The following is a 16,460-nucleotide window of genomic DNA, read 5'->3' on the forward strand; positions in this document are numbered from 1 at the left end:
AATGGAAGAAATTGTGTAGGGAAACTACACACCTTCTTCGCAAATTTTTTCTGCAATAGCTCGAAATACCTCTGGGGTATCAGGAACGTCGCAATGAGAAATGTCACGAGTAGATTCCGGCATAGCGATGAGTTTTTCAACCCAAACTTTCCGCTTCTTTTGTTCTTCAAGAACTAAAGCCTTGTCTCGCAATTTTTTAAGTAGCTCTGCCTCTGCAGATAGCTCTTTTGTTTTTTTCGTTTCCATATCACGGAATCTAAGAAAATCGTGTTTTTTACACAATAGAACTTCTTATAGCTAAAAACTACTTAGAAACTCGAGATTCGTAACTACCTGTACGTGTATCTATTTTAACAACCTCACCTTCTTCAATGAAAATAGGAACCATAATTTTTGCTCCTGTATTTGTCACTGCAGGTTTTAATACTCTTCCTGAGGCTGTGTCTCCACGTACACCTGGCGCTGTTTCAGCAATGGTAAGCTCCATAAAAATTGGAGGCTCTACGCCAATAACGTTACCGTTATACAAAACTAATGTATAGATCGTATCTTCTAATAACCACTGACGGATGTTTTCTATTTTGTCCCAGAAGATCATCTCCTGTTCAAATGTCTCATCATCCATGAAGGTAGCACCTTCTTGATCTGAATAAAGGAAACGCATCTGTTGTTCTCGTACATCCGCGGTTTCTACAGATTCTCCGGATTTAAACGTCCTTTCAATAACTCTTCCCGTTAGGAAATTTTTTACCTTAATCCTATTGAAAGCTTGGCCTTTTCCTGGTTTTACAAAGTCATTTTGTAAAATCAAGTAAGGTTGACCATCTATTTCTATTCTTAATCCTACACGAAATTCACTAGTGCTTACACGAACCATGGGGCCATTTATCCTTAAAATTCTCCTATTTATGTTATCTAGGACATTTTCCTTTGTCCAGAAGAATGTCTTGTATAGCTTAGGATCTACAATAATAAAAAATTATTACTTTTAGTTTAAATGCGCAATTTTCCTATATGCCATATTAAACATATTATTTGATCTCGATAATATCTAGTTAAACTAGGGCGGCAAAAGCATGTTTAAGAAAAAAGACACCCATATCAATGAATCAAAAATAGCCCAGGACATGTTAGAGCGTTATTCTGGATCGACTGTTGAAGAATTTTGCCCTTACTTGCTCTTAACAAATTTTGCTTACTATACTCATGTATTCGCAGAGGCATATCAAGTCCCCATTTCAAAAGGATCGATGTTTTCTGCAGCACACGCTCCTCAAGTGAATACTTCTATTCTTGATTTTAAGCTGGGATCTCCTGGAGCGGCTTTAACTGTGGACTTATGTTCTTTTCTCCCCCATGTAAAAGCTGCTGTGATGCTAGGTATGTGTGGAGGATTACGTTCGCACTATCAAGTTGGAGATTATTTTGTTCCCATAGCTAGTATTCGAGGAGAAGGAACTTCTGACGTGTATTTCCCTCCTGAAGTTCCTGCTTTAGCGAACTTCATGGTTCAAAAGACCATCACAGAGATATTAGAAGAGAAAAAATCGAGTTATCATATCGGAATTACCCACACGACAAATATCCGTTTTTGGGAATTCAATAAAGAATTTCGAAAGAAACTCTATGAAAACAAAGCACAAACTATAGAAATGGAATGTGCTACGTTATTTTCCGCAGGTTATAGAAGAAATCTTCCCATAGGAGCTTTGCTGGTCATTTCCGACTTACCATTAAGGAAAGAGGGAATAAAGACTAAGGAAAGCGGAAATTTGGTGTTGAAAACATACACGGAAGACCACATCACCACAGGAATTGATGTCGTTACAAAATTAAACATAGTATTGAAAAACCGTCCTACAAAAGCCAATAAAGGCCTACCTCACATGGAGCTGGGAGAAGCTGACGATACTATGCCTAAAAATTCCGGGATTTCAGATAGTGATTATTGAGAAAGTATTCTCTGTAAAATACAGTCCGCAGTAAATCCACAAGCTTCCGCTACATCAGCGGGAGCTCCCGAATAGCCAAATCTATCCATAGCAATAGCCAAACCATCGAGACCGATATACTTATACCAACCCAATGCAGATCCCGCTTCTATGGAGACTCGCAAACCTAAATCACCACCGACCACACTTTCTCGATATTCAAAATCTTGTTGTTCAAATAATTCCCAACATGGGAAGGAAATGACTCGAACTTTCTTATCTAAGTAAATCAGCTCCTGAGCTACAGCTAATGCTAAATGCAATTCTGATCCCGTAGCAAATAAAGTATAGTCGGGCTTACCTTCGGTCTCTTTTAAAACAATATAAGCACCACGTCCCACACCCTCTTTAAATGGTCTGTCTGTCTGTGCTAATGTAGGCAAGTTTTGTCGAGAAAGAATCAATGCTGTAGGGCCAAGATGACGCAATGCTGCATGCCAAGCCCCCTTCACTTCATTGGCATCTCCAGGGCGGATAACTTGCAGACCTGGGATAGCTCTTAATGACATGATCTGTTCGATAGGTTGATGTGTAGGACCATCCTCACCAACAAAAATAGAGTCATGAGTAAATTGATAAATAACAGGGAGCTTAGCCAATGCTGCTAAACGAATAGCATTTCTTAAATAATCAGAGAATACTAAGAATGTTCCTCCAAAAGGTCGAAATACTTGAGAATAGGCTAAACCATTCATAATGGCTCCCATACCAAATTCTCGAACACCATACTTAATATTCCTGCCGGAGAAGTCTTGGCTATTAATTTCTTTAGCCTCTGCTATCCAGGTTCCATCTGAACTTGATAAATCTGCTGATCCCCCAATAAGTGAAGGGATATTCTTAGCTAAATTTTGAATTATCTTGTTAGATGCGGCACGACCAGCTATGACTTCTGGCATTTCCACACTTTCAAGTATTGTCTCTAATGTTTCAGAGGATATCGGCGCTTTTAGAGAAAGAAATTCTTGATGTAAATCGGGGAATTGACGTGACCAAACACGGAAATCATTCTGCCATTCCTCTTGCACTTTACGATCTTCTTGTAATTTATGGGAAAAGAAGGATTTCACTGCAGGAGAAATGAAGAATTTTTCCTCAGGAAGATGCCAGAAACGTTTTGTCTGTTCTACGCCATCTTCACCTAAAGGCGATCCGTGAGCCTTATGACTTCCTTCCTTAGGAGAGCCGTGCCCTATAATCGTATGGGCTACTATTAATACAGGACGCTGTTGCGACTGTTTAATTTTTACAAACGTTTCATGAATCGAGGAAAAATCATAGCCATCGATTTCATAAACTTCCCAGCCGTAAGATTCAAAACGCTTTTTAACATCTTCAGAACTTACTTCTCCTAAGAAGCCGTCTAAAACAATGTTATTGTAGTCATATATAACGACAAGATTATCTAAGCCTAATGTCCCTGCCAAGCTACAGACTTCATGGCTAACACCTTCCATCATGCATCCGTCACCGGCTAGGCAATACACCTTACCGTTAAAAATTTCATGTTCAGGGCGATTAAAGCGCACTTGAAGCATCTTCATAGATAAAGCCATACCTACAGCATTACCTACACCCTGACCTAAAGGTCCTGTAGTAGCTTCAACGCCCTCAGTTTCTCCAAATTCTGGATGACCAGGAGTTCGTGAATGCAACTGACGAAACTGCTGAAGATCCTCTAAAGAAACATCATATCCAGCAAGGTGAAGGCAGGCATATAGTAACGCTGAACCATGCCCTGCTGACAAAACAAACCTGTCCCTATCAATCCATAAAGGATCTTTTGGGTTATGTCTCAAAACATAACTATACAGGTACGCGGCAAGTTCCGCACAACCCAAAGGCAATCCCGGATGACCAGAACCCGCTTTCTGAATGATCTCTATACTTAACTGTTTAAGAGTTCCTGAGATCTTTTCCAAGATATCTACGTCTACTTCCCTGTTTACCATTTGCCAGACCTAAAAGCGCTTCACAACATACAAAGATTAAAATTATATGGGATGCATTACCAAAAAGCAAGACTACTCAACTCATTATACGGCTGCATAACTCTTATATCTTCATCTCATACTAGCTTATCTTAATTAGGCGAAACATTTGTTATGTTAAGAATAAAAAGATTCTTTCTTAGGATAGTATTAGAGACTAAAATGAATCTCTCCCATATAATTGAAGCAAGTTCAACATTTTTGACATTACAAAGTCATTCCCTATGTTAAGTAACACTCTTCGATCTAATTTTTTAAAATTTTACGCCAATCGTCATCACACTATTGTTCCTTCCTCTCCTGTTTTTCCTCACAACGACCCTTCGATTCTCTTTACCAATGCAGGGATGAATCAATTTAAGGATATTTTTCTAAACAAAGAAACTGTGAGCTATTCGCGCGCCACGACTTCTCAAAAATGTATCCGTGCTGGAGGCAAACATAATGACCTCGACAATGTTGGACATACGTCGCGACACCTTACTTTCTTTGAAATGCTAGGGAACTTTTCTTTTGGCGATTACTTTAAGGAGCAAGCGATTGCTTTTGCCTGGGAAGTTTCTTTATCTGTCTTTAACCTAGACCCTGATCGTATCTACGCAACTGTTCACGAAAAAGATGATGAAGCTTTCGCTCTTTGGGAAAAGCATCTTCCCTCCGAACGCATTTTCAGACTGACTGATAAGGACAACTTCTGGAGTATGGCAGAAACAGGCCCTTGTGGATACTGTTCCGAGCTTCTTTTCGATCGTGGAGAAAAATTTGGCACAGCAGCTTCTCCTTTGGAAGATACTGAAGGGGAACGCTTTTTAGAATATTGGAATCTTGTCTTCATGGAATTCAATCGCACAGCAGAAGGTTCCTTATTAGCTTTACCAAACAAACATGTGGATACAGGTGCGGGATTAGAACGTCTAGTTTCTATCCTTTCTGGAACAAATACGGTGTTTGAAGCCGATGTTTTACGTCTCCTTATTTCAAAAACAGAACAACTATCAGGAAAAACTTATCACGCAGATGAGGCTTTAGGGGCTGCTTTTAGAGTGATTGCTGATCATACACGCTCTCTATCTTTTGCTATTGCTGATGGTTTGCTTCCAGGAAATACAGAACGTGGTTACGTATTAAGAAAAATTTTACGAAGAGCTGTAAACTATGGGAAGCGTTTAGGATTTACCCAACCTTTCTTAGCAGACATCGTCCCTTCTTTAGTGGATACTATGGGAGAGGCTTATCCTGAATTACGTTTATCTCTATCTCAAATTCAAGAAGTTATGACCATGGAAGAAGAGAACTACTTTAAATCTCTTCATCGTGGTGGGAACTTACTCCAACAGGTACTTAAATCTTCGTCATCATCCTCGATCATTTCTGGAGAGGATGCTTTCAAATTAAAAGACACGTATGGATTACCTCTTGATGAAATCGCTTTATTAGCTAAAGACTATGATTTCACCGTAGATATGGAAACCTTCTACCAATTAGAAGAAGAAGCCAAAGAGCGTTCTCGAAAAAACATTGCTAAATCCCACAGCTCTACAGATACGGTTTACGATTCTCTATCTTTAGGAGAGAACTCAGAATTTGTTGGTTATAACGATTTATCGTGTGACACATTTATTGAAGCCTTGGTTAGTAATGGCAAACAAGTTTCCTCACTTAAGGAGAAAGAGAAAGGTGCTTTAATTTTAAAAGTTACTCCTTTCTATGCAGAAAAAGGTGGGCAAATTGGGGATTCTGGAGAAATATTCTGTTCTGATGGGACCTTTATTGTTAGCCATACGACATCTCCAAAAGCAGGAATAGTCATTCATCATGGAGAGGTCTCCCAAGGGCAACTTTCTCAAGATCAAGCAGTCACTGCGCAAGTGAATTGCATCCGCAGAAAGAAAATTGGCAACAATCATACCGGATGCCATCTTCTACATAAAGCTTTAGAGGTGACCCTTGGCGATCATATTCGCCAAGCAGGATCTTATGTCGACGATACAAAAATTCGTTTAGACTTCACTCACCCCAAAGCTATTGCTCCAGAAGACTTAGCTTCTATTGAACTTTTAGTTAACGAGAAAATCCGAGAAAACCACCGTGTGGAAACTCGTGAGGCTATGTATTCTGACGTGATGAACTCCAAAGAAATTAAACAGTTTTTTGGAGATAAATATAGTGATGTTGTTCGCGTAGTCTCAGCAGGCTTCTCCCACGAACTCTGTGGAGGAACTCACGCAGAATTTACGGGAGATCTCGGGTATTTCCGCATCCTTAAGGAACATGCTGTAGCCACAGGAATTCGCCGTATAGAAGCTGTGACGGGAAGAGAAGCCGAAGCTCTAGCACATCAAGACAATGAAAATCTCAATGAAATTGCTCTTGTTTTACAATCTCCTCGAGATCAAATTCTGAATAAATTACAAAACGTTCTAGAAGAAAGAAAAGAACAAGCAAAACAAATCTCTGAATTAGAGAATAAGCTGATTCATTCCTTATTGGATAAGCTTATTGACGGTTGTCAGCAGGTTGACGATGTTTCCTATTTGATTCATCATTTACCCGAATCAGAAAGTCATCGTCTACAACAATATGCTAACTGCTTACATCAAAAAATACCCTTACGTTTAATTTCCTTATGGACGACTCAGAAAAATGGGAAATATATCATCTTTTCTCGAATTTCTGATGACCTTGTTAAACAGGGGTTGCAGGCTAAAGACCTCTTAAAAATAGTACTTACACCTTGTGGTGGTCGTTGGGGAGGAAAAGATATATTTGCACAAGGTAGTGCAGATAATCTCCCACAAGCAGACGCATTAAATAACACTTTATGGCAATGGATTTCGACCCAGTTAATTTAAACCTACCCATCTTATCTGAAATAACTAACGCCTCTATTCCATTACTAATAGAAAATATCCGTCCTGGAGCTCGCGGATTCTTAGCCGCTAAGTTTTTCCGCGAGAGGGACGAGTCTGTGGTAATGATTACCACACGCGCTCGTATTGATGATCTTTTCGAAGATCTCTCCTCATTTTTAGGATGTGCCCCTGTTGAGTTTCCCTCATCCGAAATTGATCTATCTCCTAAGCTTGTCAATATTGATGCTGTGGGTAAACGTGATAAAGTTCTTTATGAATTATATGAAAAGAAAGCTCCGTTATTTTGCATAACCACGTTAAAAGCTTTACTAGAGAAAACTCGTTCACCTAAAGATACTGGTCATCAACATTTAGATCTCCAAGTTGGTGATGTGCTAGATCCTGAAATGATGATCGATCTATGCAAAAATTTAGGCTATCGCCATGAAACTCTTGCGAGTGATAAAGGAGAGTTTGCTTATAGAGGGGGGATTATTGATATCTTTCCGTTATCTTCTCAAGAACCTTTTCGCATAGAATTTTGGGGAGAAAAGATCATCTCCATACGTCCTTTCAACCCTTCTGACCAACTCTCAACAGGAAAAGTTTCCAAAATTTCGATTTCTCCGGCTACAAAAGATTCAGGGAAAGAAGCGTTATCACATTGCCTATTGGATTATTTTAAAACACCCCCTGTCTTTATCTTTGACAATCTCTCGATGTTAGAAGATGATTTTTCTGAGATTTCGGGAACATTGTCTTCGTTGCCTAACCGCTTTCTATCGATTACAGATCTCTGTGAACGCGCTTTGCAATCCCCTACTATTTTCTTTGAAGAGAAAAGCTTCCCTAATGTTCGCAATCTTAAAAACAATGAAGTAAATATCGAAGTCTTTCATCGTGATGTAAAAGCTTCTCGCCTAGTTGTTCCTTTTGTTTATCCTAATGAGACTATCGATGATCAAGAAAATCCCCTTCTGGGTTTTCTACAAAAACTTCAAGAATATGTTCCTCATAAAGGCCAACCCTTTAATGTAGCTCTCTACAATACAAAAGCAAAATCTTTAAAAGAAGCTCGTGCTTTAGTAGAAACTCTATCGGGAAATTCTATACATATTTACGAAAAGCCAGGAAATCTCTCTACAAGCTTTGCTCTAGTTGAAGAAAGATTTGCAGCAATTTCCCTTGCAGAATTCTCTGCTACAAAAGTGTTGAGGAGACAAAAACAGAGAAATTATTTTTCTGTAACTACCGAAGAAGTTTTTGTTCCTATTCCTGGCGAGACCGTTGTGCATCTTCACAATGGTATCGGCAAATTTATCGGAATAGAAAAGAAGCCAAATCACTTAAATATTGAAACAGACTATCTCGTTCTTGAATATGCTGATAAAGCTAGGCTGTACGTCCCTTCTGACCAAGCTTATTTAATTTCACGCTATGTAGGGGCCTCTGATAAAGCTCCTGATCTTCATAATCTTAATGGCTCTAAATGGAGAAGATCTCGAGATCTCTCTGAAAAATCCCTTGTGCTCTATGCTGAAAAGCTTCTTCAACTAGAAGCACAGCGGTCTACTATCCCTTCATTTATTTATCCTCCCCACGGTGAGGAGGTGATTAAATTCGCGGAAAACTTTCCCTATGAGGAAACTCCTGATCAATTAAAAGCTATCGAGCAAATTTATTCTGATATGATGTCCGATAAGCTAATGGATCGATTAATTTGTGGTGATGCGGGATTTGGAAAGACGGAAGTCATCATGCGCGCTGCTGTAAAAGCTGTCTGTGATGGCCATCGACAAGTTATTGTCATGGTACCTACAACAATTTTAGCGAATCAGCATTATGAAACTTTCTCACAACGCATGGCAGGATTACCAATAAATATTGCTGTTCTTTCACGATTTTCAGAAAGAAAATCTATGAAAAAGATCTTCGAGGACACTGCTAAAGGCGATATTGACATCCTAATTGGAACACACAAGCTGATAAACAAAAACCTTGAATTTAAAAATCCTGGGTTATTGATTATTGATGAAGAACAGCGTTTCGGCGTTAAAGTTAAAGACTTCCTTAAGGAACGTTATCCTAAAGTAGACTGCCTGACAGTATCCGCCACACCGATTCCTAGAACATTGTATATGTCTTTATCGGGTGCTCGTGATCTCTCTTTAATTACTATGCCTCCATTAGACAGGCTCCCCGTCTCTACTTTTGTTTTAGAACATAATGAAGAGACTTTATCCGCAGCCTTACGTCATGAATTACTTCGTGGTGGTCAAGCTTATGTTATTCATAACCGTATTGAAAGTATTTTTAGATTAGGAAATACCATACGAACATTGATCCCCGAAGCACGTATTGCTGTTGCTCACGGACAAATGTCCCCAGATGAACTAGCTTCTATATTCCAAAAATTTAAAGACCAAGAAATCAACATTCTTGTAGCAACAGCATTGATAGAAAACGGTATCGATATTCCTAATGCCAATACCATTTTAGTAGATCAAGCCGATAAGTTTGGTATGGCAGATCTTTACCAAATGAAAGGTCGGGTAGGAAGATGGAATAGAAAAGCTTACTGCTATTTCCTAGTGTCTCATTTAGATAGATTATCAGGTCCCGCTGCAAAACGTTTAGAAGCTTTGAATAAACAAGAATATGGCGGGGGGATGAAAATCGCCCTCCATGACTTAGAAATTCGTGGAGCTGGGAATATCTTAGGAACCGATCAATCAGGGCACATAAGTGCCATAGGGTTCAATCTCTACTGCAAGCTATTGAAAAAGACTGTGGCAGCATTGAAAAACAATACTACTCCTTTGCTGTTTAACGATGACGTCAAGATAGAGTTCCCTTACAAATCACGTATTCCCGATACCTATATCGATCTGGCATCTATACGTATAGAATTCTATCAGAAAATAGGCGGTGCTGAAGATGCTGAACAACTCGAGCTCATAAAAGAAGAGATGCGTGATCGCTTTGGTCCTCTTCCAGAAGAGGTACTATGGTTATTTGCTTTGGCTCAAGTACGCCTATTCGCTCTACACCACAACATTTCTAGTATTAAAGGTACGGGAAATGCATTGTATATTCAACAATGTCATGGAAAAACAGAGCAAATAAAGAAAACATTACCCTATTCTTTATCTCCAACTCCAGAATTGTTAATATCTGAAGTTTTAGCATCTATAGAGAAAGCTTTTCCTCTAAAAACCCCTCGTTAAGGAGGCGTTATGTCGGGATTTTACGACGTTATAAAGCCGAAAACCGCACGTCCACCTGTATGGTTTTTACGCCAAGTAGGCAGATACATGCCTCAATATAAAGAGCTCAAAGGCTCCCAAACATTGAAAGCTTTTTTCCACAATACAGAAGCCATTACCGAAGCGACTCTTTTAGGACCAAGCTTATTAAAAGTCGATGCTGCGATCCTCTTTGCCGATATTCTTTCTCTATTAGACGGTTTCAATATCTCTTATGATTTCTCTCCAGGACCACAAATTTCTTTTTCTCCTTATGAAGAATTAATTTTCACAAAAGATCCTCAAGAAACCTTTTCTTATCTTCTCCAAGCAATTAAAAATCTTGTGAAAGCTTTGGATGTTCCTTTAATTGCCTTTGCAGCGTCTCCTTTCACGATGGCTAGCTACCTTTTAGATGGCGGGGCTTCTAAAGATTTCCCAAAAACAATGGCGTTTCTTTATCAATATCCTGACAAATTCGACGCCCTGCTTAAGAAATTAACAGAGGGGACTGTCATTTATCTTAAAGAACAAATCCATGCAGGAGCAGCAGCTATTCAGTTATTTGAATCTTCAAGTTTACGCTTACCCTCAGAGCTATTTTCCCGCTATGTGACAGCACCAAATACACAACTCATTTCTCAATTAAAACAATGCATTGCTTCCCCTATAAGTTTATTTTGCCGCTGTTTCGATGAAAACTTTTTAGATCTCTATTCTATAGGTGCGGACACACTACATCCTGACTATCACGTAAATCTTAATAAGATCTACAAAACAGTCCCACAGCCGGGATCCTTACAAGGAAATATCGATCCTACACTATTTCTACTTCCCCAAGATCAGCTTCTCGCTCATCTTGAGAAGTACCTGACCACTTTGAAAGATCAACCCAACTATATTTTCAATTCAGGGCACGGGATTCTTCCTGAAACTCCTTTAGAAAACGTCCAAGCTGCGGTATTATGTTTAACGTCAATTTCAACTTCTTAGAAGGTCTTCACCAACCTGCACCGAGATATACAAGCTACCCAACAGCTCTAGAATGGGAATCATCTGATGCGCATCCTGCTTACCTAGCTTTTGAACGGCTTCGAGAAGATGACCGTCCCCTATCGCTATATTTCCATATCCCTTTCTGCCAGTCTATGTGTCTGTATTGCGGATGTTCTGTAGTTATCAACCGTCGCGAAGATATCGTAGAAGAGTACATCGCTACTCTTATTAAAGAAATGGAGCTTGTGCATACCCTTTTAGGAGGGAAACGGAAAACTTCACGCATTCATTTTGGAGGAGGAACTCCAAGCCGATTATCTCGAGCGCTATTTGAAAAGTTATTCTTCCATATCCATCGTTTATTTGATCTTTCTGAAGTTGAAGAGATTGCTATTGAATTTGATCCGCGTTCTTTAAGGAACGATAGTGAAAAAGCGGAATTTATCCAGTCCTTAGGATTTAATCGTGTGAGCTTAGGGGTTCAAGATACGCAAGCTGCTGTTCAAGAAGCTGTACGGCGACGACAAAGTCATGAAGAATCTCTGCATGCTTATGAGAAGTTTCGTGCTCTAGGTTTTGAGAGTATAAACATTGATTTGATTTATGGTCTCCCCAAGCAAACAAAAGCAACATTTACCCAAACAATCGCTGATATTTTACAGATGCGTCCTGACCGCCTAGCGTTGTTTTCATTTGCTTCTGTGCCTTGGATAAAGCCTCATCAAAAAGCTATGAAAGAAAGTGACATGCCCTCCATGGAGGAGAAATTCGCTATATACTCTTATGCACGGCATAAATTAACAAAGTCGGGATATCAGGCAATTGGTTTAGATCATTTTTCACTACCGGAAGATCCTTTAAGCATAGCCTTTAAAAATAAAACTCTGATTCGTAATTTCCAAGGTTACTCTCTCCCCCCTGAAGAAGATCTTATAGGGTTAGGAATGACATCAACGAGTTTTATCCGTGGTGTATATTTACAAAATGCAAAAACTTTAGAATCCTACCATAACCACATCCTTGCAGGATCCCCAGCAACGATTAAAAGTAAGATCCTCTCAGAAGATGATAGAATACGAAAATGGGTAATCCATAAGCTTATGTGTACATTTGTCGTATCTAAAGAAGAATTCTCAGATCTTTTTGGCTACCGTTTTGATGAGTATTTTTGCGAAAGTCAAGAACGGATTGATAGCATGGCAACAACAGGGCTGATTCAAAATAGCTCTTCTTTTCTTACTGTAACCCCATTAGGAGAGCTGTTTGTCCGTGTAATCGCTACAGCTTTTGATGCTTATTTCTTAAAAACGGTTTCTTCAAGCCCTAGGTTTTCAAGATCTATATGAAAAAAATCATTGTGATAGGAGCAGGGATTTCAGGATTAGCAACAGCGTGGTGGTTGCATAGGAAATTTCCCCATAGCGAACTTACAATTATAGATAAGGCGGAGCGTCCTGGAGGTCTTATCTATACAGATCATCAAAAAGATTTTTCCTTAGATCTCGGGCCTAAAGGTTTTTTAGTACGTGGTGAGGGAGAATATACTCTTGGATTAATTCACGATTTAGAGCTGCAAGATTTCCTCATTGCTAGTGACAAAACAGCGAAAAAACGTTTTATCCACTACAAAGGGAAAACCCGTAAAGTCTCCCCATGGACATTGATAAAAGAGGGTTTGCCCTTTGCTATGATCAAAGACTTCTTTGCCCCTCGATACACAAAAGATAGTTCTGTTTATGATTTTCTATGTCGTCATAGCACAACAAATCTTATTCATAATGTGTTAAATCCTGTTGTTACAGCAATTCGTGCAGGACATAGTAATGTACTTTCTGCCCATATGGCTTTTCCTACTCTTTCTCAGCGCGAAGCAAAAACAGGATCTATATTACGTAGTTATCTAAAAGAACCTTCGAAGAAAAAAAATAAGGGAGCTCCTTATCTTGCCTCGCTACGCCCGAGTCTAGGAATTCTCATTGATACTTTAGTAAGGAAAATCCCTGCTAATTGGAGGTTTTCTTCACCTATCAGTAAGATCGACTGTTTCCCTTCTGAAGTTGTAGTATCAACAGCAAATGAAATATTCTCAGCAGATTTAGCAATTTATACAGCTCCGACACCATTACTCCCCTCTCTTATTGATATTCCTGGTATGAAACAGCTCGCTAAGAAAACACCTCATTGGGATCTTTCCTGTATAACCCTAGGATGGGATAAGAATCCCCCTGCGATTCCGAAAGGCTATGGGATGCTCTTTGCTGATGAGCCTCCTTTACTTGGCATTGTCTATAATAGTGAAGTCTTTCCCCAGCAAATGCCAGGGAAAACTGTGATTTCATTATTATTAGAAAATCGCTGGCATAACGAAGAAGCTTATGCTTTTTCTTTAGCAGCAATTTCTGAATATTTAGGAATTACTACAAAGCCTGATGTCTTCTCATTATTCTCTCCAGAAGAAGGACTCCCCCAGCATAGCGTAGGATTTTTAGCAATGAAAAATCAGTTGCTTCCCTCTATTCCTCATAATTTAAAAATCGTAGGGCAGAATTTTTCAGGACCAGGATTAAACAGATGTGTCGCTTCAGCCTATCGTACCGTCGCTGCTATCTAAAGGGAGGAAACGCTCACAAAGAGCTAACGTTATGGTGAGCATCTCTCCGAAATATTCCCTTCGTGAAGACATTTCAAGTAATCTTTTTTCAATATGATCGAGAAGATGCTGAGCTAGCTTTTCTTTTTCATTCAGTCTCTCATAAGCGCAAGCGAGTCCTGATACCCAACGCATTTCCATAGCTACACGATGGGCAATCTCTTCAATCAAGATCACCTGCGGATGATTAGGTGTTTGCCAATCTCCTTTTATCTCTTCAAAAACCTCAATAGCCCGTGCAGTATTTCCAAATGCAAGATAAGCATCAGCAAGATCTAACTTCAAAGTATAGTATACATATGTCCAAGCTTTAGCATTGTCTCCTGACAAAGTGATTTCTGAAAATTCATCTAAAGCTTTTATATACCAGCTAATCTTCCTGATCATTGAAGATTCTGCATGCCCTTGAAGATAATATGCCAAAGACAATAACGAAGAATGCGGGAAAAGTTCTGAAAAACATGATAGGTGAAGAAGAGCGGCATCTTTCCCAGAAAGGTAATCTCCTATATCGTAAGCAAGGAGATATAAACGATCTCCGTACAAACGCAGATCCAAATTATCACAATAAAGATCCAAATTCTCCCCACTAGACTTTCGTGTTAATGCCCAAACCAATCTAACAGTAGACTGTAGCGAAGAGCGCTCTTGAGAAAAGACTTTTGTTAGCGACGCACTAGATTGTGCATTTTTATAATATAGAGAAGCAAAACAACATTTCGCAAGATCTTCTAACGATGTAACTGAGCCAATCTGCATAGTAGAAGGGACTTCTTTAGACAGTTCCTGACGACGGAATGCCAACCATAAAGTTAAAGCTTTCTTGTATTCAGGATCTACTGCTCTATCTTTAGCTTTTTCTAAATAGTTTTGTTCCTCTAGATCTATTTGCAAATCAATGAGTGAGAGTATCGGGCTATCGTTATGAACCCTACAATGCTTTATCATGTCATAAATAAAATAATGATAGAGATCCTCAAGAGATGCCTTATTGCTATTTAGCGACTCACACACCTTGATAACATGAGAAAAAGATCCATGATCTTTCTTTACAAACAACGCATCTATAGATTTTAAAATCTTACGATATAGAAATGAAAAATGAGATTTAGAAATGAACTCTTCACAAGCATCGATCTTTTTTTGAAGAGCGTAGGTAAGAAATAACCCTAAACCTGCCTCTTCACGACTCCAACTCTTATATGCCCTAAGGAAAAAATCCTCAGCGTCACTATACTGGTGTTCCCGGCAAAAAATACATCCTAAATATTCATATACTCGAGCTAAAGTCACTCCTAATCTAGAAGCATGATCTAAGGTAGATAAGAAAATTTCTCGAGATTTTATGAAATCTTGTTTCTCATAGCTATAACAACCTAGGAAAAAACTATATTCTGGGAAATAGGGATGTTCTGAAACAAATACAGATTCTCCAGAAACTAATAGCCTTTGCATAGCAGGGAAATTTCTGCTCTGATGGTAGATCTCTAATAAGGAAAAGTAGCCGTAATAAAGCAGTGTCGATTGTAAATAGTTTCCATGATCTATTAGAACTTCTAACTCCCGAATTCCCTTTTCTTGATTCCATGGAAGCGTATATAAAGCATGAGCAAGAAGCAATACATCTACTTCGTGAGCACGTTGTATTTCTCCCCGTGCGATCCTCAATACTAAGTTATCAATAGATTGTGCATAGGCTTTTTCAGCCTGACAGTAAGGTAATAGTAAAGATTCACAAGATGCTTTTGTCTCTCGAGACTTCTCAATTTTCAACCCCAAGACTATTTTTCTTAAAAAAATTTTCTCTATATCAAGAACATCAGGATGTGGACTGCACACACCTTCTTCAACACTATGAGAAAGTCTCTCACATAACCTTAAAGCTTCGTCGTAGTCTCCTCGTTCTTTCATTATGAGAATCTCTTGTTTGCGATCCTCATAACTACTATGTAAGGTCATGCTGTAGAGCTGAAGAAGAAGATTATCTTCTAAAGTTTCTCTACCATTACCAATATTATGAAATTGCGTTATCAAATCCCTGAGAGAAACACTATCGGGATTTAATCTCTGCCAAGCAAGACGTATTTCAGATCTAATATGAGGAGGAATCGTAACTACAGATAATAACTTTCTGACTATATCTTTACTTATAGACCTATCATTTTGTTTTATCTTTACCTGTACGTACTGACGGGTTAACGACGCTACCGTTTCCCAATCTCTAGGGGATAAACTTGTTTTTTCAGAAATTATCCGCTCTACAAATTCTGAAAAAGCTTCATCACAACTAGTCCCTGACTTCAATACCGTATGCACATCTGCACAATAATGACCGAAAGATACCTGGTGCGTTTGAGCCGCACAGACAACTCCCACGCTCATAATTAAATAAAATTGGAAAACGCATTTACATGCGTATCGACATACTTTCATGATAGATTTCTCTCTACCGTAGTACTGGCAGGAATGATAAAAAAAATCGAAACAACTCGAAAAAAACAAACTCTATGCAAACTAAAAGTATAGGAGAAGACACTATTACCAAAAAAGAACGTTCTTTTTGAAATCTTGCGTAAATTAAATAGCGACAAAACCTCAACAACACTCACAAAACACAAAAAAGCTCCTCTCCAATGAAAATCAAAAGGCTGCTTCTTTTCAAAAAAGACTTTAACTAAGCATCCGCTAACATACTGACAAACAAAGAAGTATGTAAAATAAAAAAAAGTAAAACT

General features: G+C 38.9%; 10 protein-coding genes. 6 read left to right on the forward strand and 4 right to left on the reverse strand.

The window, feature by feature from the left end:
• Window positions 1-24: 24 nt before the first annotated feature.
• Window positions 25-246, reverse strand: a complete 222-nt coding sequence (locus tag CCA_RS04355; RefSeq protein ID WP_011006827.1) for a hypothetical protein — start codon at window positions 244-246, stop codon at window positions 25-27.
• 58 nt (window positions 247-304) lie between these two features.
• Window positions 305-877: an elongation factor P gene (efp, locus tag CCA_RS04360; protein WP_011006828.1), complete on the reverse strand. Its 573-nt coding sequence runs from the start codon at window positions 875-877 to the stop codon at window positions 305-307.
• 199 nt (window positions 878-1,076) lie between these two features.
• Here efp and CCA_RS04365 point away from each other — a divergent pair, with 199 nt between their 5' ends.
• The gene (locus tag CCA_RS04365; RefSeq protein ID WP_011006829.1) at window positions 1,077-1,952 is read left to right on the forward strand and encodes an AMP nucleosidase; all 876 of its coding nucleotides are present in this window, start codon (window positions 1,077-1,079) and stop codon (window positions 1,950-1,952) included.
• On the opposite strand, the gene tkt is transcribed toward CCA_RS04365, so the two are convergent.
• Window positions 1,946-3,943 carry a transketolase gene (tkt, locus tag CCA_RS04370; RefSeq protein ID WP_011006830.1) on the reverse strand — a complete coding sequence of 666 codons (1,998 nt, stop codon included), beginning with the start codon at window positions 3,941-3,943 and terminating at the stop codon, window positions 1,946-1,948. The two genes, CCA_RS04365 and tkt, sit on opposite strands and share 7 nt — an antisense overlap.
• A gap of 263 nt (window positions 3,944-4,206) precedes the next feature.
• Between tkt and alaS the strand changes: the two genes are divergently transcribed.
• The 5 genes from alaS to CCA_RS04395 are packed head-to-tail and all read left to right on the forward strand — an operon-like array spanning window position 4,207 to window position 13,686.
• Window positions 4,207-6,834, forward strand: coding sequence for an alanine--tRNA ligase (alaS, locus tag CCA_RS04375; RefSeq protein ID WP_011006831.1), 2,628 nt, complete (start codon window positions 4,207-4,209; stop codon window positions 6,832-6,834).
• Window positions 6,804-10,061: a transcription-repair coupling factor gene (gene mfd, locus CCA_RS04380; RefSeq protein WP_011006832.1), complete on the forward strand. Its 3,258-nt coding sequence runs from the start codon at window positions 6,804-6,806 to the stop codon at window positions 10,059-10,061. The genes alaS and mfd overlap by 31 nt, the downstream gene beginning before the upstream one ends.
• Window positions 10,062-10,070: 9 nt before the next feature.
• Window positions 10,071-11,072 (forward strand): uroporphyrinogen decarboxylase, encoded by a 1,002-nt coding sequence (gene hemE / locus CCA_RS04385; RefSeq protein ID WP_011006833.1) that lies wholly within the window; start codon window positions 10,071-10,073, stop codon window positions 11,070-11,072.
• Complete coding sequence (gene hemN / locus CCA_RS04390; protein WP_011006834.1) at window positions 11,045-12,421, forward strand: oxygen-independent coproporphyrinogen III oxidase; 1,377 nt, start codon at window positions 11,045-11,047, stop codon at window positions 12,419-12,421. Before hemE ends, hemN begins: the two co-directional genes overlap by 28 nt.
• Window positions 12,418-13,686: a protoporphyrinogen oxidase gene (locus CCA_RS04395; protein ID WP_011006835.1), complete on the forward strand. Its 1,269-nt coding sequence runs from the start codon at window positions 12,418-12,420 to the stop codon at window positions 13,684-13,686. Before hemN ends, CCA_RS04395 begins: the two co-directional genes overlap by 4 nt.
• On the opposite strand, the gene CCA_RS04400 is transcribed toward CCA_RS04395, so the two are convergent.
• Window positions 13,657-16,158, reverse strand: a complete 2,502-nt coding sequence (locus CCA_RS04400) for a tetratricopeptide repeat protein (RefSeq protein WP_011006836.1) — start codon at window positions 16,156-16,158, stop codon at window positions 13,657-13,659. The two genes, CCA_RS04395 and CCA_RS04400, sit on opposite strands and share 30 nt — an antisense overlap.
• Window positions 16,159-16,460 lie beyond the last annotated feature (302 nt).

The sequence above is a fragment of the Chlamydia caviae GPIC genome (genome assembly GCF_000007605.1).
GTDB lineage: Bacteria > Chlamydiota > Chlamydiia > Chlamydiales > Chlamydiaceae > Chlamydia > Chlamydia caviae.